This window comes from Hominenteromicrobium sp. (genome assembly GCF_046974225.1).
Lineage (GTDB): Bacteria > Bacillota > Clostridia > Oscillospirales > Acutalibacteraceae > Hominenteromicrobium > Hominenteromicrobium mulieris.
In genome coordinates, this window is sequence record NZ_JBKWAE010000001.1 from 1 (window position 1) to 16,772 (window position 16,772).

Here is a 16,772-nt window from a genome sequence, read left to right on the forward strand (position 1 = left end):
GAATCCGCTGCCGGACGGCACCGTGCTCACCTTTGCGCTGGCGGGCAACCAGAACTGCGGCAAGACGACGCTGTTCAACCAGCTCACCGGCTCCAACCAGCACGTCGGAAATTTCCCGGGCGTGACGGTCGACCGCAAGGACGGTATGATCCGCGGCCGCAAGAACACGCTCGTGACCGACCTTCCGGGCATTTATTCCATGTCCCCATACTCCAGCGAGGAGATCGTGACACGGAACTTCGTATTAAATGAGCACCCGAAGGGCATTATCAATATCGTCGATGCGACGAATATTGAGCGAAACCTGTATCTGACGATGCAGCTGATGGAGCTCGATGTGCCGATGGTGCTCGCCCTGAACATGATGGATGAGGTGCGCGACAATGGCGGCTCCGTGCTTGTCAATGAGATGGAGAAGCTGCTCGGCATCCCGGTCATCCCGATTTCCGCAGCGAAAAATGAGGGTATCGGAGAGCTGATCGAGCATGCATTGCATGTGGCAAAGTATCAGGAAAAGCCGGGACGGCAGGACTTCTGTGACGCGGAGGATCATGGCGGAGCGGTACACCGCTGCCTGCACGGAATCATGCACCTGATCGAGGACCATGCAGAAAAGGCAGGGATCCCGGTGCGGTTCGCGGCGGCGAAGCTCGCGGAGGGCGACCACCTCATACTGGATCAGCTCGGGCTGGATGAAAATGAAAAGGAGACGCTGGAGCATATCATCGTACAGATGGAAGCAGAGCGCGGGCTCGACCGTGCCGCAGCCATTGCGGATATGCGGTTTACCTTTATCGAAAAGATCTGTTCTGAGACGGTCGTGAAGCCGCACGAGAGCAAAGAGCATCTGCGCAGCGTGCGCATGGACCGGATTCTCACCGGAAAGTACACGGCGATCCCGTGCTTCATCGCGATCATGGCGGCTGTCTTTTTCCTGACGTTCAACGTGATCGGAGCAGCGCTGCAGACACTTCTGGAGCTGGGCATCGGCTATCTGACGGACGTGGTGGATCACCTCTTTACCGTATGGAACGTCAATGAGACGCTCCATTCCCTTGTGATTGACGCCGTATTCAACGGTGTTGGCAGTGTCCTGAGCTTCCTGCCGGTCATCGTGACCCTGTTTTTCTTCCTCTCTTTGCTGGAGGACAGCGGATACATGGCGCGCGTGGCGTTTGTGATGGATAAGTTATTGCGCAAAATCGGACTTTCCGGCCGCAGTGTGGTGCCGATGCTCATCGGCTTCGGCTGCACCGTTCCGGGTGTGATGGCGAGCCGCACGCTGCCTTCCGAGCGCGACCGTAAAATGACGATTCTGCTCACGCCGTTTATGAGTTGCTCCGCAAAGCTGCCGATTTACAGCTTTTTTGCGGCGGCGTTTTTCCCGGGCAAGGGTGCACTTGTGATGGTCATTTTGTATTTCACCGGCATTTTGGTCGGTATTTTGATGGCTTTGCTCATGCGCGGCACGATGTTTAAGGGTGAGGCCGTACCGTTTGTGATGGAGCTGCCGAACTACCGCGTGCCGGGCGCGAAAAACGTGGCACAGCTTTTGTGGGAAAAGGCGAAGGACTTTTTACAGCGCGCTTTTACGGTCATTTTTGTTGCGACCATCATCATTTGGTTCCTGCAAACGTTTGACCTGCGCTTTAACATCGTTTCCGATTCCAAAGACAGCATTTTGGCGGTCGTCGCCGGGTGGATTGCACCGATTTTTGCGCCGCTCGGCTTTGGCGACTGGCGCGTCTCTACGGCGCTCATCACGGGCTTTATGGCAAAGGAAAGCGTGGTGTCTACCTTGACGGTGCTGTTCGGTTCCTCCACGGCGCTTACAACGCTGCTGACGCCGCTTTCCGCCGTAAGCCTGCTTGTGTTCTGCCTGCTGTACACGCCGTGTGTGGCGGCCATTGCGTCCGTAAAGCGCGAGCTTGGCGGCAAATGGGCGGCAGGTGTCGTCATCGGTCAGTGCGTCATCGCGTGGCTGATGGCGGGGCTTGTGTACGGCATGGGGTCGCTGTTTATATGATGGATAAGCTGAACATAGGCACGGTTCTTGTGTTCCTTTTGCTCGTCATAGCGGTGTTTTTTGCTGTGCGGGCAATTCAAAAAGGAAAGACCGGCGGCTGCGGCGGGGACTGCACCCACTGCGCCGGCTCTTGCGCAAAGCCGGAACAGAAAAACAAAGCATAAAAAGAACAGAGCATAAAAAAATCTCCTGCTTCCCGAAAGAGGCAGGAGATTTCGTTATCTTAACTTATTCGTCTTCTTCGGAGACGCCGTGCTCGTGTGCTTCGTCGGCATCCTTGATCTCGCCCACGATGGGGGTGGGGTCGATGCCGCGGCGGCGGTAGTAATCGGAGACCGCAGCCTTAATGGCCTGCTCGGCCAGAACGGAGCAGTGAATCTTGATGGCCGGAAGACCGTCCAGCGCTTCCATGACTGCCTTGTTCGTCAGTTTCAGAGCTTCCGGGATCGTCTTGCCTTTTACAAGATCGGTCGCCATGCTGCTTGTCGCGATGGCCGCGCCGCAGCCGAAGGTCATGAACTTTACGTCTGTGATGACGTCGTTATCGACCTTGATGTACATGCGCATGATGTCGCCGCACTTCGGGTTGCCGACTTCACCGACACCGTCTGCATCTTTGATTTCGCCAACGTTGTGCGGGTTGGAGAAGTGTTCCATTACTTTTGCACTGTATGCCATATCGTTTCATTTCCTTTCGTACATTCGTACCGGATTATTTTAAAATTAAGAGATTGTGCGGCCGTGGATGATCGCATCCCACAGCGGACTCATGGCGCGCAGACGGTCGATGATCTTCGGGAGCACCTCGATGATGTAATCGGCGTCGCTCTCGTCGTTCACGTCGCTGAAGCTGAGACGCAGGGAACCGTGGGCAACCTCGTGCTTAAGGCCGATGGCAAGCAGCACATGGCTCGGGTCGAGAGAACCGCTGGTGCAGGCGCTGCCGGAAGAAGCGCAGACACCCTTAAGGTCGAGCATCAGCAGCATGGATTCGCCCTCAACGCCTTCGAAGGAGAAGTTCACGTTGCCCGGCAGACGGTGGTAGCGGTCGCCGTTTAAATGACTGCGGTCAATCTTTGAAAGCTCCGTGATGAGCTTATCCTGCATGCGGCGCAGCTTTGCGTTCTTTTCGTCCATCGTATTGATGGCGTTCTCGAGCGCAACGCTGAGGCCGACAATGCTTGCAACGTTTTCGGTGCCGGCGCGGCGGCCGCGCTCCTGTGCACCGCCATCGATGAGGTTCGGCAGGATGATGCCCTTCTTGATATACAGCACGCCGACGCCCTTCGGGCCGTGGAACTTGTGGCCGCTGAGGGACAGCATGTCAATGTTCTGCTCTTTTACGTTGATCGGCACATTGCCGACAGCCTGTACGGCGTCGGTATGGAACCAAACGCCATGCTTTTTGCAGATTTCACCAATCTCCGGGATGGGCTGGATGGTGCCGATCTCGTTATTGGCATACATGATGGTGACAAGGCCGGTCTTATCGGTGATGGCGGCCTCGAGCTCTTCCGGGACGACGATGCCGTTTTCATGCACGTCGAGGTACGTGACCTCAAAGCCCTCTTTTTCGAGCGCTGCGCAGGTGTGCAGCACCGCGTGGTGCTCAAACTTGCTTGTGATGATGTGGTTTTTGCCCTTTTTCAGCATCTTGTGCGCTGCGCCCTTAATGGCCCAGTTGTCACTTTCGCTGCCGCAGCTTGTGAAGTAGATCTCATTCGGCTCTGCACCGAGACATTTTGCTACTTTTGCACGTGCTTCCTCAAGCGGCTTTTTTGCAGCCGTGCCGAGCGCATACAGGCTTGACGGGTTGCCGTAGCATTCGGTGTAGTACGGCAGCATAGCCTCAAGCACCGCAGGGGAGACGGCAGTGGTAGCGGCGTTGTCCGCATAGATGATCTTCTTGCCGTTGTTTTCCATAGCTTTATCAGTACCTTTCGGATAGTGTTTTTTGTGAGGGAACAGAAAACGCATTTGGGGTCGATCGGTCGGGATACGCATATTCTTTCCTCAGCGAGATAAATATACACCAAATTGGTATACTTTTCAATAGGGAAATTCCAGAAAGTCAAAATTTTTCTGAAAAAGCAGGAAATAAAGGCCCCGAACGAGAGTTTTCCGTACAAAATGGAAGAAAACGGCGGCCGTTTTTTGAAAACCGGCGTACAGAACACAAAAAATCGGGAGAATATGGGAATAGAACCTCTGCGGTGTGCCCAAACTCCGTACAGAGCGAAACGGCACGCGGCTTGACAGCACGGGGAGAATAGCGTAAAATAGAATTATCTTTTTGTGTGCGGGTATTTTTCGCATGCGTGAACGGCTGACACTTTGCACGTAAACGGTACGTGTAACGGATAATGAAAAAAACGCTGCGGTGTTTTGATTTACATGTGTTGAACGGAAAAAACAGAAGAAAGAAAAGCAGAAGGCGGCGCGGACTTGCGTGCGTTTTATTCTGCTCATGCCGAAAGGCGACACTGCGTAGAGCATCGGTTGGTGCTTTTGTATACCTTATTCTTGCGTGAATTGCGACAGTGCGCCTGTGTTATTTGAAAGGAAGGTCAATTTGGCAGAAAAAAGAATCAGAAAAATGACGAAATTAACGTCGCTCGGCGACGCGCCTGCAAAGCAGCAGGACCAGCCCCTCAGCGGTGCAGGGGAAAGCTTCATCGGCAAGATTTCCGGCCCCATCGAAAAGCCGGTGAGACGCCAGAAAACGCGCAGAACGGAAAACGCGCAGGTAAAAGAAGAAGCGGCACAGCAAACCGTGAGCGAAACAAAAGAGACGAAGCCGAAGCGCACGCGTACCGCGCAAAACACGGACGCACACAAAAAGACGACGAAAACGGTAAAATCGGCCCCAAACGGTGAAAAAGCACCCGCTAAGACAACAAAAAGTACGCAGACGAAAAATAACAAGGGCAGGGGCAGGCGCACAAAGCAGAAGCCCTCTGTGCGCGCGTATTTCCTCGGCGGCTTAAATGAGATCGGCAAGAACGTCACGCGGATTGAGTGCGACCACGACATGGTTATCGTGGACTGCGGCCTTGCCTTCCCGGACGAAGAAATGCCCGGCATCGACGCGGTTATTCCGGATTTCACATTTGTAGAGAAAAACAAGGACCGCATCCGCGGTATTGTCATCACGCACGGTCATGAGGACCACATCGGTTCCCTGCCGTATTTGCTCAAAAAGATCAATGTGCCGGTGTATGGCACGGCGCTGACGGTGGCGCTGATTGCGAATAAGCTCAAGGAGCACAACCTCGGCTATGTGAAGCTGAACGTCACAACGGCGGGCTCGCACATTCAGCTCGGCTGCTTCGACGTGGAGCTTATCCACGTAAACCACTCCATTTCCGACGCTGTGGGTCTTGCGCTGCACACCCCTGCGGGCGTCATTGTCCACACGGGCGACTTTAAGATCGATTTCACCCCCACGCAGGGCGGCATGATCGACCTTGCGCGCTTTGCGCAGCTCGGTCAGGAGGGCGTTTTGCTGCTGATGGCGGACTCTACGAACGCAGAGCGCCCCGGCTACACACAGACGGAGCAGAAGGTGAACGCGACGTTTGACGCGCTCTTTGCCCGCGCGGAAGCGAATAAAAAGCGGCTCATCATCGCGACGTTTGCGTCGAACATCAGCCGCGTGCAGCAGATTATCAACTGCGCGGAAAAGTACGGCAGAAAAGTGGCACTTTCCGGCAGAAGCATGGTGAACGTCATGTCCATTGCGAGCGAGCTCGGTTATCTCAAAGTACCGGACGGTCTGCTCATCGACCTCAACATGATCTCCCGTTACACGAAGGAGCAGATTGTGCTCATCACGACGGGCAGCCAAGGCGAGCCGATGTCTGCGCTTACCCGCATGGCGTTTGCCGACCACCGTCAGGTCGCGGTCGGTGAGGACGACATGATCATCATTTCCGCGCGCCCCATTCCGGGCAACGAAAAGATGGTCGGCACCGTTGTAGATGAGCTTTTGAAGCGCGGCTGCGATGTGGTGTACGAATCCATGTACGAGGTGCACGTTTCCGGCCACGCGTGTCAGGAAGAGCTGAAGCTTATTCAGGCGCTGACGAAGCCGAAGTACTTCATCCCGGTGCACGGCGAGCAGAAGCACCTGCGCAAGCATGCGGGCGTGGCCGTCAGCATGGGCATGCCGCCGGAGAACATTTTCATCGGCGATGTCGGCAGCGTGGTGGAGATTCATGAAGACTACATGAAACAGCTGCCCGATGTACAGGCGGGCGCGGTTATGGTGGACGGCCTCGGCGTGGGCGACGTCGGCAGCATTGTGCTGCGCGATAGAAAGCACCTTGCGGAGGACGGTCTCATCATTGCGGTGTGCACGATTGAGGCAGGCTCCGGCAGAGTTGTTTCCGGTCCGGATATCGTATCCCGTGGATTTGTGTATGTGCGCGAGAGCGAGGCGCTGATGGACGAGGCGAGACGGCTTGTCAACAGCACGATTGAGCAGTGCGCGGACGAAAACGTGCGCGAGTGGAGCGCCATTAAGCTGCGCGTGCGCGACAATCTTTCCAGACTGTTATATAACCGCACAAAGCGCAGCCCGATGATCCTGCCGATCATCATGGAAGTTTAAATTCAGTTTAAGTTAGATTAGTTTCTTGGGGGTTCCCCTCAGAAGGAGAGACGGGAAATGAACAAGCGACGCATCTGGGCGACCTCGCCGGTCTATTATGTTATGGCAGCGGTCATGTTCATTATGGCGTGCTTCAGCTATACGCAGAATAAAATTCTGTTTGCGGTGGAGATCACGGTTTCCGGCCTGTGTTTGGCAGCGGTTATCATGACCGACCTGCATTACCGCGTGCATGTGTACACGGCGCTCAGAGCTGCGAGAAAGGTGCTTTCCGCCGACGAACAGCGCAACCTCGGGCAGTTTGCGCTGCCCCTTGCGGTGCTGGGCTCGGCGGGCGACATCGTCTGGACGAACGAGCGCTTTCAGGATTTATTCACCGAGAACGGCGAAGGCTGCGGCGATAACATTGCGGCGTACATTTACCCGAAGACTTTGCGTCAGATTTTATCCGAAAACGGAACCTCCGTTTCCTACGGCGACCGCGAGTTTACGGCCTACGGCCTGCGCACCGAAAGCGGCAGTGTGCTTTACTTTGTGGACGACACGTATTATAAGCGGATTCAGCGCGATTATCACGAAAAGCGCACGGTCATTGCGGTTATCTCGTTTGATAACCGCGAGGAGCTGACGCGCGATGCCTCCGGCAGTGAGGATTCCCGCATCACGTCCGAGGTGGAATCCGTCCTGCGCAGCTGGGCGATCGACACCATGGAGGGCTTTCTGCGCCGCATGACGAACGGGCGTTATATGCTCATCACGGACGACCAGCACATTGAAGAAGCCAAAACGAAGCGCTTTGCCGTTTTGGACAGCGTGCGCGCCGTGAAGGGTGAGAATAACATGTCTGCCACGATCTCCATCGGCATCGGCCGCGCGGGCGTAACGGCGACGGAAAGCGAACTGCATGCCCGTCAGGCACTGGAAATGGCGCTCGGCCGCGGCGGCGACCAGGTGGCCATCTACCAGCAGGACGGTACATACGAGTTCTTCGGCGGCCTCTCCAAGGGTGTTGAAAAGCGCGACAAGGTGCGCACGCGCGTTATTGCCGCGACGCTTTCCGACCACATTAAATCGAGCGACCATATTTTCATCATGGGGCACACGAACTCCGACCTTGACGCCGTGGGCGCGGCGGTCGGCATGTGGGCGGCTGTGACGAAAGGCCTTGACCGCCGTGCGAGCATTGTGATCGACAAGGGCCGCTCTATGGCGACGACGCTTATCAACGCGTTTGAGCACCAGCCGGAGTATGAAAACATGTTCATCACCCCGCAGGAGGCGCTCGACCGCTGCACGCAGCGCTCGCTTCTCATTGTGGTGGACACACATTCCACCTCGTTTGTGGAGAGCCAAGAAGTTTTAAAGGCCATTCCGCGTGTGGTCGTCATCGACCACCACCGCATGATGGTGACGCACATTGAAAACGCGATCATCTTTTACCATGAGCCGTACGCCAGCTCGGCTTCCGAAATGGTGGCGGAGCTCGTGCAGTATATCAACAGCTCCGCGCTCAATAAAAAAGAAGCGACGGCGCTGCTTTCCGGCATTATGCTGGACACAAAAAACTTCGTTTTGAAGACGGGCGTGCGCACATTTGAAGCTTCCGCCTACTTAAAGCGCCGCGGCGCCGACACGGTGGAAGTGAAGAAGATGTTTGCAAATTCGCTCGATACCTATAAAGAGCGCTCTCAGCTTGTGGCAGGTGCAGAGGTTTACAAGGGTTGCGCCATTGCGTGCTCCAACTGGGAATTCCCGAATGTGCGCATTGCGGCGGCGCAGGCGGCGGACGAGCTGCTGTCCATTCAGGGCGTGCGCGCGTCGTTCGTCATTTTCCGCGTGGGCAATGAGATTGCCATTTCGGCACGAAGCCTCGGCGACGTGAACGTGCAGATTTTGCTGGAGGAATTCGGCGGCGGCGGTCACCTCAACATGGCGGGCGCGCAGATTAAAAACAGCACCACGAACGATGTGCGCAAGGCACTCATCCGCGTGCTGGACGAAAAGCTTTCCGAAGCGACGAAAAAGAATAACTAATGCGGCAAAGCGGCGCGAAGCCGTTTGACTGCTTTAGCGATAGATTTAAACGATAGGAGATACGACCATGAAAGTTGTACTTTTAGCAGATGTAAAAGGTGTAGGCAAAAAAGGCGAGCTCATCAATGCAGCAGAAGGCTACGCACGCAATTTCCTGCTGCCGCGCAAGCTTGCAAAGGAAGCGAACGCACAGGTGATGAACGAGCTGAAAAACGCCGAGGCCTCCAAGGCATATAAAGTGAAAACCGAGACCGAAGAAGCGCAGCGTATTGCGGAAGCTTTGAAGGACAAGACCGTCCGTATCACCGCAAAGGCGGGCCAGGGCGGCAGACTGTTCGGCTCCGTCACCGCAAAGGAGATTGCGCAGGAGATTAAAAAGCAGTACGGCTTCGACATCGACAAGCGCAAGATCCACCTCGACACCGACATCAAGGCGTTCGGCGGCTATCACATTGAGGTGAAGCTCTATAACGGCATCACCGCGAAGCTGGCGGTATCGGTGACCGAAGCACAGTAAAAGCCTGATGCACTTAATGCGCAGCATTAAATTTTGCAATGACTAAAAGTCGTTTACGATCAGAAAATCGTTTTCACTTTGAAGTAATTTCACTCAAAAAAGGGTGGTAAAAATGCCGGAAGATAATTTTCAACTGAATACGCCGGCACTGCCCGGAACGGTGATGCCGTTCAGCGCAGAGGCCGAGCAGGCGGTGCTGGGCGCGGTGTTGCTGGAGCCCGACTGTCTCTCGACCGTGGCGGAAATGCTGCCGCGCGCGGACTATTTTTATCAGGTCAATAACCGCACGATTTACAGCGCGATGCTCGATATGTTCACGGCAGGCCAGCCGGTGGACCTCGTCACGCTGTTGGAGCACCTGCGCGAAGAGGAAAACTTCGATGAGGGCAGCGGAAAGGTGTATCTGATGCAGCTTGCGCAGCTTGTGCCGAGCGTCTCGAATGTGGAGCGTTACTGCACCATTGTGCGTGACCGTTACGATTTGCGTATGCTCATTCAGGCGGCGCGCGGCATTTTGGATGACGCCATGGAGGACACCGGCGAAACCTCGCTCCTCTTGGATTCCGCCGAGCAGCGCATTTTTGACATCCGCCAGGGCAAGGCGTTAAAGGGGCTTGAGCGCCTGAACGAAGTGCTGTTTGAGACGTTTGAACGCCTTGACCGCTTGAATTCGCCGGATAAAGACCTGTACCGCGGCATCCCTACGGGTATCCGCGAGCTGGATAACACGATCACGGGCCTGAACCGCTCCGACCTTGTCATCATCGGCGCACGACCCGGCATGGGCAAAACGAGCTTTGCGCTGAACATTGCGCGCCATGCCGCCATCACGGCGGGCAAGCGCGTGGCGTTTTTCTCGCTGGAAATGAGCAAGGAGCAGCTCGCTTCCCGTATCATTTCCACGGAGGCACTCGTCGGCGGCACAAAGCTGCGCACGGGTGACTTGACGGAGGGCGAATGGACGCGCCTTGTGGAGGCGGGCGATATTCTCTCTAAGGCTGATTTGTACCTCGATGATTCCCCGGGCATTACGGTGCCGGAGATGAAAGCAAAGGTACGTCGTTTAAAAAATGTTGATCTTGTCATCATCGACTACTTACAGCTGATGAACAGTGCAAAGCGCATTGATAACCGCGTGCAGGAAATTTCCGAGATCACGCGAAGCCTCAAGATCATGGCGAAAGAGCTGAATATCCCGGTTGTGACATTGGCGCAGCTTGCCCGTGCGGGTGAAAAACGGCAGGAGCACCGTCCTGTACTTTCTGACCTGCGAGATTCCGGCTCCATCGAGCAGGATGCCGACATCGTGCTGTTCCTATACCGAGACGCATACTACGCGAACGAAAAGGCTTCGCCCGAAGACGTGGACAAAAACAGCGCCGAGGTCATCGTGGCAAAAAACCGTCACGGCGATCTGCGCAGCGTGCCGCTGCACTGGCAGGGTGAGTTCATGCGCTTTACATCGCAGGAAGTTGTGCGTCATGAAAACTGAGGACATTCTCGCCCGCGTGCGGTATGATCTGCCGGAGACGGGAAAAATTGTCGTGGGGCTTTCCGGCGGGGCGGATTCCGTGCTGCTGACGTATTTGCTTGCACAAAAGTACGGCGCGGAGCGTTTGCTTGCGGTGCATGTGCACCATGGTATTCGGGGGGCGGAAGCCGACCGCGACGCGGAATTTGTGCAGGACTACTGTAAAGCACTTGAACTTCACTGCAAGGTGATTTATAAGGATATTCCCGCGCTTGCGGCCGTAAGCGGCGAGGGCGTGGAGGAATGCGCGCGGCGCGTGCGCTACGCGTGCTTTGCGGAGGAAGCAAGGGAAAGCGGGTGCATCGCCACGGCGCACAACGCCGACGATAATGCCGAAACGCTGCTTTTGAACCTGACGCGCGGCATGGGGCCGCACGGTGCAGGGGGCATTCCGCCGCGGCGCGGCAGAATTTATCGCCCGATTTTGAACATTTCCCGCGCAGAGGTGGAACATCTTTGTAAAGTATATCGACTTGACTATGTGACAGATTCCACGAATTTGACGGTGGACTACACGCGCAATAAGCTGCGCCACAGCGTGCTGCCGGTGCTGAAGAATGTAAACCCGCAGATGACGCAGGCGACGTCTCGCTTTGCGGAGAGCATGCGGTTGCAGAATGAATTTGTGTTTTCGTGCGCGAATGAATTGCTCTGTAAAGCGAAAACGCCTTACGGGTATGACTTGAAAGCTTTGCGGACCGCACACGAGGCGGTGCTGCGCGCGGCGCTGGAACTGCTGTTATCGTCTTACGGGCGGCTCTCTTATGAGCACATTTGCAGGGCGGCGGGCTGCGTTTTCATGGGCGGCAGCCTCTCTTTGCCGGGGGACATCGTGCTGGAGGCGAAGCAGGACACGCTCACGGTGCGAAAAAACCGGGAGCTAATAGACCGGAATGTGTTTTCTGTTCCGCTGAGAGCGGGCGAAAACGTGCTTCCGAACGGGAAAACGCTGTTTGTGGAGAAAAAAATTCCCGAAAAAGAAGAAATCAACCGGAAAGTTCATAATTTGTTATTCCAAAACTTTTCGGATTGTGATAAAATTACGAATGTTCCGAGAGTACGGACGCGGCGCGCGGGCGATGTTTTCAGACCCGCAGGGCGCGGCGTGACGAAATCGGTCAAAAAAATCCTGAATGAACTGCGCATTCCGGCGGCGGCGCGCGACCGTTTGCTGCTGCTTGAAAAAGACGGTGAGATCATCTGGATCGAAGCGGTCGGCGCGGCGGAGGGCTATGCGGCAAAGCCGAATTTCCCGGCACTGGAGCTTACGGTGACGGACACGGCAGGCATAACCCGCATATAAAGCGGAAAGAATTTTGAGGAAAGGGTCATCCGAATGGAAAACACAATGTTAAACGATATCAAGGAAGTTTTGTACAGCGAAGCGTACATCGACAGCATGGTCAAGCGCGTGGGCGCGGAAATTTCCCACGATTACGCCGATAAAAACCTGCTGCTTGTCAGCGTTTTGAAGGGTTCTGTCGTCTTTATGGCAGACCTTATGCGCGCCATTACGATTCCGGCCCGCATCGATTTCATGTGCGTTTCGAGCTACGGCTCCGGCACGAAGACCTCCGGCGTTGTCAAGATCATCAAGGACCTCGACATCAACCTGAAGGGCTATGATATCGTGATTGTTGAGGATATTCTCGACAGTGGCAAGACGCTGCACTACCTTGTAAACCTTTTGAAAAGCCGCGAGCCGAACAGCATTGAGATCTGCACGCTGTTCGATAAGCCGGAGCGCCGCGAGGTGGAGGTCTACGCAAAATACAAGGGCTGCGATATTCCCGATGCGTTCATCGTGGGCTACGGTCTCGATTTTGATGAGAAGTACAGAAACCTGCCGTTTGTCGGCGTTTTGAAACCTGAAGTCTACGGTGAAGTCTAAGCTTCCGTTTTGATAAAAAAGTTTCTGTTTCTATTTAAGGATACACTTTGTATCCAATTTGATTTCCGGGAGGTCGGAACTTGAACAGCAACAACAAAAAAATCATTCGCAATCTTTTGATCTACCTCGGCATTCCGATTTTGCTCGTCGTGCTGCTTTTGCTTCTGTTTGACCGCGGGGCAGACCAGACGGGGCTGAAATACTCCGATGTACTGTCTTACTTTGAAGACGGCAAGGTGAGCGCATACTCGCTGAACCTGGGCACGGGCGAGATGAAGCTGACCGTGACAGAGGACAGCAGCAAAAAGGAATCCGTTGTGCGCTACACGGTGCCGAACGTGAACCTGTTCTACAACGACGTTTCGGACTACATCAAGTCGTATAACGAGGAACATCCGAATAACCGCATGACGCAGGATGTCATCCGCCCGGCGGAGACGAGCTGGCTTGTCAGCCTCATTCCGACGTTACTGATGATCGCGCTGCTTGTGGCGTTCTGGGTATTCATGATGAAGCGCATGGGCGGCGGCGGAGCCGGAAACCAGATGAATTTCGGCAAAGCGAAAGTCAAGCAAATAAACGACGAAAAGCGCCGCACGACGTTTGCGGACGTGGCGGGCGCGGACGAAGAAAAGGAAGAGCTGCGCGAAATTGTGGAGTTCTTAAAACGTCCGAATAAGTATAACGAGCTCGGTGCGCGCATCCCGAAGGGCGTGCTGCTCGTTGGCCCTCCGGGCACCGGTAAAACGCTTTTGGCGCGCGCCGTTGCAGGCGAGGCCGGCGTGCCGTTCTTCTCCATTTCGGGTTCCGACTTCGTGGAGATGTTCGTCGGCGTCGGTGCATCGCGTGTGCGTGATCTGTTCGACAAAGCCAAGAAAAACCACCCGTGCATCATCTTCATTGATGAGATCGATGCCGTGGGCCGCCAGCGCGGTGCGGGTCTCGGCGGCGGCCACGACGAACGTGAGCAGACGCTGAACCAGCTGCTCGTTGAGATGGACGGCTTCGGCGCGAACGAGGGTGTCATCATGATTGCGGCAACGAACCGCCCGGATATTCTGGACCCGGCTTTGATGCGTCCCGGCCGTTTCGACCGCCAGGTGATGGTGGGCTACCCGGATGTGCGCGGCAGAGAGGATATTCTGCGCGTACATGCAAAGGGCAAGCCGCTTGCACCGGATGTTGACCTTTCTACCATTGCAAAATCCACCGCCGGCTTTACCGGTGCAGACCTTGAGAACCTCTTAAACGAAGCGGCGCTGCTTGCGGCCCGCAAGGACCACAAGTCCATCACGATGGAGGAAATCGAGGAAGCGACGATCAAGGTCGTTGTCGGCACCGAAAAGAAGAGCCGCGTGATGACAAACAAAGAGAAGAAGCTGACCGCGTACCACGAGGCAGGACACGCCATTGCGACGTACTTCTGCGATTCGCAGGACCCGGTGCACCAGATTTCCATCATCCCGCGCGGCATGGCAGGCGGCTACACGATGCACCTGCCGACGGAGGATAAGTCCTACCAGAGCCGCAACGAGATGCGCGAGGAGCTCATCGTGCTGCTGGGCGGCCGTGTGGCGGAAGCCTTGGTGCTTGACGATATTTCCACGGGCGCATCGAACGACATTGAGCGTGCCACGAAGATCGTCCGCGCGATGGTCACAAAGTACGGCATGAGCGACCGTCTTGGTCCGATCACGTACGGTGCGGACAGCAGCAATCCGTTCCTCGGCAAGGAGATGGGTCATGTCTCGAACTATTCCGAGGAGACCGCCGCGGAGATTGACGAGGAGATTAAGTCCATCATCTGCGACGCGTACGATAAGACGAAGAAGGTGCTCTCCGAACACATTGACCTGCTGCACCGTTTGGCGGGTGTGCTGTTTGAGCGCGAAAAGCTGGACGCCGACGAGTTCCTTGACGTGATGAACGGCAAGCTGCTGCCGAGCGCACAGACTGCCGCTGCGGGCATCATCCCGGCAGAAGCGGCAGCGCCGGAAACGACAGAGCTGCCGACCGAAGCGCAAACGGAACCGGAAGCGAACACGAACGAATAAATTTTTAACGAAAGGGAATGTGCTCATTTGCATTCCCTTTACGTTTGTTTATGGGCAATCCCGTGCGGGTGTTATTTTGCCCGCTTGAGGAAAGGAACATGGTGAATGGCTAAAAAGCAAACCTACGGCAACGACAGCATCAAAAGTCTGAAGGGCGCGGACCGTGTACGTCTGCGTCCGGCGGTCATATTCGGCTCAGACGGTCTCGACGGCTGCGAGCACGCGATTTTCGAGATCCTCTCGAACTCCATTGATGAGGCGCGCCAGGGCTACGGCAAGGAGATCACCGTTACGCGCTATGCCGACCATTCCGTTGAGGTGGAAGACCACGGCCGCGGCATCCCGGTGGATTACAACAAGCGCGAAGAGCGCTACAACTGGGAGCTTGTGTTCTGCGAGATGTATGCGGGCGGCAAGTATAACAACAATGACGGCGGCAACTACGATTACGCGCTGGGCCTGAATGGTCTCGGTCTATGCGCTACGCAGTATGCCTCCGAATACATGGACGCGGATATTCGCTACGACGGCTTCCGCTACACGCTGCACTTTGAGCACGGTGAGAACATAGGCGGACTCAATAAGGAGCCTTACGGCAAGAAGGTCACGGGCTCGCGCATTCGCTGGAAGCCGGATATCAAGGTGTTTACGGACATTGACGTGCCGGCGGACTATTACACGGATATCATCAAGCGGCAGGCCATCGTCAACGCGGGCGTGAAGTTTATTTTAAAAAATGAAGTTTCGCCGCGCAAATTCGAGACGACGGAATTCTGCTACGAAAACGGCATTTTAGATCATGTGCGCGAGCTGGTGGGCGAAGATGCGCTGACCTCCGTGCAGTTCTGGCAGTCCGAAAAGCGCGTGCGCGACCGCGAAGACCTGCCGCTTTACAATGTGAAGATCAACGCTGCGGTGGCATTTTCCAACCGCGTGCATTTGACGGAATACTACCACAACTCGAGCTGGCTGGAATACGGCGGCGCACCGGACAAGGCCGTGCAGAACGCGTTCGTGTACCAGATCGACGCGTATTTGAAGCAGAACGGCAAGTATAATAAATCCGAAAGCAAAATTAAATTTCAGGACGTGGAGGATTGCCTTGTTATCGTCATGTCCTCGTTCTCCACGATGACCTCCTATGAGAACCAGACAAAGAAGGCCATCAACAACAAGGGTATTCAGGAAGCGATGGTGGAGATGCTCCGCCATAATCTCGAAATTTATTTCATCGAAAACCCCATTGAGGCGGAGAAAATCGGCGCACAGGTGCTTATCAACAAGCGCTCCCGCGAGGACGCCGAAAAAACGCGCCTCAACTTAAAGGGCAAGCTGACGGCCAAAATGGATATCACGGGGCGCGTGGCGAAGTTTGTGGACTGCCGCAGCAAGGATGTTTCCGAGCGTGAGATTTTTATCGTGGAGGGCGATTCCGCTCTCGGTGCGGTCAAACAGGCGCGCGACCCGAACTATCAGGCCGTGATGCCGATCCGCGGTAAAATTCTGAACTGCCTGAAAGCGGATTACGACAAGATTTTCAAAAGTGAGATCATCACCGATCTCATTAAGATGCTCGGCTGCGGCGTGCAGGTAAAGTCGAAGGCGAACAAGTCCATTGCGTCGTTCGACATCAACGCGCTGCGCTGGAGCAAGATCATCCTGTGCACCGATGCCGACGTGGACGGCTTCCAGATCCGCACGCTGCTGTTGACGATGCTGTACCGTTTGACGCCGCAGCTCATCGAAGAGCACAAGGTGTTCATTGCGGAATCGCCGCTTTATGAAATTACGGCGAAGGACAAGACGTATTTTGCGTATAACGAGCGCGAAAAGGACGAGTTTTTGACGCAGCTTGAGGGCCAGAAGTTTACGATTCAGCGCTCGAAAGGTCTGGGTGAAAACGACCCGGACATGATGAACCTGACGACGATGAACCCGAAAACGCGCAGGTTGATTCAGGTGAAGCCCGGCGATGCCGAAAGGACGGCGCAGATGTTTGATATCTTGCTGGGCGATAATCTTACGGGCCGTAAGGACTACATTGCGACCCACGGCAGCGAGTACCTCGATGACCTCGATATTTCTTAAAGCTCTGACGAAAGGAAGC

At 55.3% G+C, this 16,772-nt stretch carries 12 protein-coding genes; 10 read left to right on the top strand and 2 right to left on the bottom strand.

Annotation, left to right across the window (positions count from 1 at the left end; genetic code table 11):
* Positions 1–2,026, top strand: a 2,026-nt coding sequence (gene feoB / locus ACLTX1_RS00005) for a ferrous iron transport protein B (protein WP_412330291.1), incomplete at its 5' end; no start/stop codon positions are given.
* Positions 2,023–2,190 carry a FeoB-associated Cys-rich membrane protein gene (locus tag ACLTX1_RS00010; RefSeq protein ID WP_395590400.1) on the top strand — a complete coding sequence of 56 codons (168 nt, stop codon included), beginning with the start codon at positions 2,023–2,025 and terminating at the stop codon, positions 2,188–2,190. The genes feoB and ACLTX1_RS00010, both read left to right, overlap by 4 nt.
* A 64-nt stretch (positions 2,191–2,254) precedes the next feature.
* Here the strand turns inward: ACLTX1_RS00010 and nifU are convergent, their stop codons facing one another.
* Positions 2,255–2,704: a Fe-S cluster assembly scaffold protein NifU gene (gene nifU, locus ACLTX1_RS00015; RefSeq protein ID WP_176821436.1), complete on the bottom strand. Its 450-nt coding sequence runs from the start codon at positions 2,702–2,704 to the stop codon at positions 2,255–2,257.
* A 45-nt stretch (positions 2,705–2,749) separates the two neighbouring features.
* On the bottom strand, positions 2,750–3,949 hold the full coding sequence (gene nifS, locus ACLTX1_RS00020; protein WP_176821437.1) for a cysteine desulfurase NifS: 1,200 nt from the start codon (positions 3,947–3,949) through the stop codon (positions 2,750–2,752).
* A 649-nt stretch (positions 3,950–4,598) separates the two neighbouring features.
* Here nifS and ACLTX1_RS00025 point away from each other — a divergent pair.
* From ACLTX1_RS00025 to ACLTX1_RS00060, 8 genes are all read left to right on the top strand, one after another.
* Positions 4,599–6,638, top strand: a complete 2,040-nt coding sequence (locus ACLTX1_RS00025) for a ribonuclease J (RefSeq protein WP_412330292.1) — start codon at positions 4,599–4,601, stop codon at positions 6,636–6,638.
* Between the two features lie 57 nt (positions 6,639–6,695).
* Positions 6,696–8,672, top strand: a complete 1,977-nt coding sequence (locus tag ACLTX1_RS00030) for a DHH family phosphoesterase (RefSeq protein WP_412330293.1) — start codon at positions 6,696–6,698, stop codon at positions 8,670–8,672.
* A gap of 67 nt (positions 8,673–8,739) precedes the next feature.
* The gene (rplI, locus tag ACLTX1_RS00035; RefSeq protein ID WP_176821439.1) at positions 8,740–9,189 is read left to right on the top strand and encodes a 50S ribosomal protein L9; all 450 of its coding nucleotides are present in this window, start codon (positions 8,740–8,742) and stop codon (positions 9,187–9,189) included.
* Positions 9,190–9,301: 112 nt separating this feature from the next.
* Positions 9,302–10,681, top strand: a complete 1,380-nt coding sequence (gene dnaB / locus ACLTX1_RS00040) for a replicative DNA helicase (protein ID WP_308448777.1) — start codon at positions 9,302–9,304, stop codon at positions 10,679–10,681.
* Positions 10,671–12,023: a tRNA lysidine(34) synthetase TilS gene (tilS, locus tag ACLTX1_RS00045; protein WP_412330294.1), complete on the top strand. Its 1,353-nt coding sequence runs from the start codon at positions 10,671–10,673 to the stop codon at positions 12,021–12,023. Before dnaB ends, tilS begins: the two co-directional genes overlap by 11 nt.
* A gap of 45 nt (positions 12,024–12,068) precedes the next feature.
* Positions 12,069–12,611, top strand: coding sequence for a hypoxanthine phosphoribosyltransferase (gene hpt / locus ACLTX1_RS00050; RefSeq protein ID WP_308448860.1), 543 nt, complete (start codon positions 12,069–12,071; stop codon positions 12,609–12,611).
* A gap of 80 nt (positions 12,612–12,691) precedes the next feature.
* A complete protein-coding gene (ftsH, locus tag ACLTX1_RS00055; RefSeq protein WP_395507118.1) occupies positions 12,692–14,665 on the top strand; it encodes an ATP-dependent zinc metalloprotease FtsH in 1,974 nt (657 codons plus the stop codon).
* Positions 14,666–14,770: 105 nt separating this feature from the next.
* A complete protein-coding gene (locus tag ACLTX1_RS00060; protein ID WP_395507117.1) occupies positions 14,771–16,753 on the top strand; it encodes a type IIA DNA topoisomerase subunit B in 1,983 nt (660 codons plus the stop codon).
* Positions 16,754–16,772 lie beyond the last annotated feature (19 nt).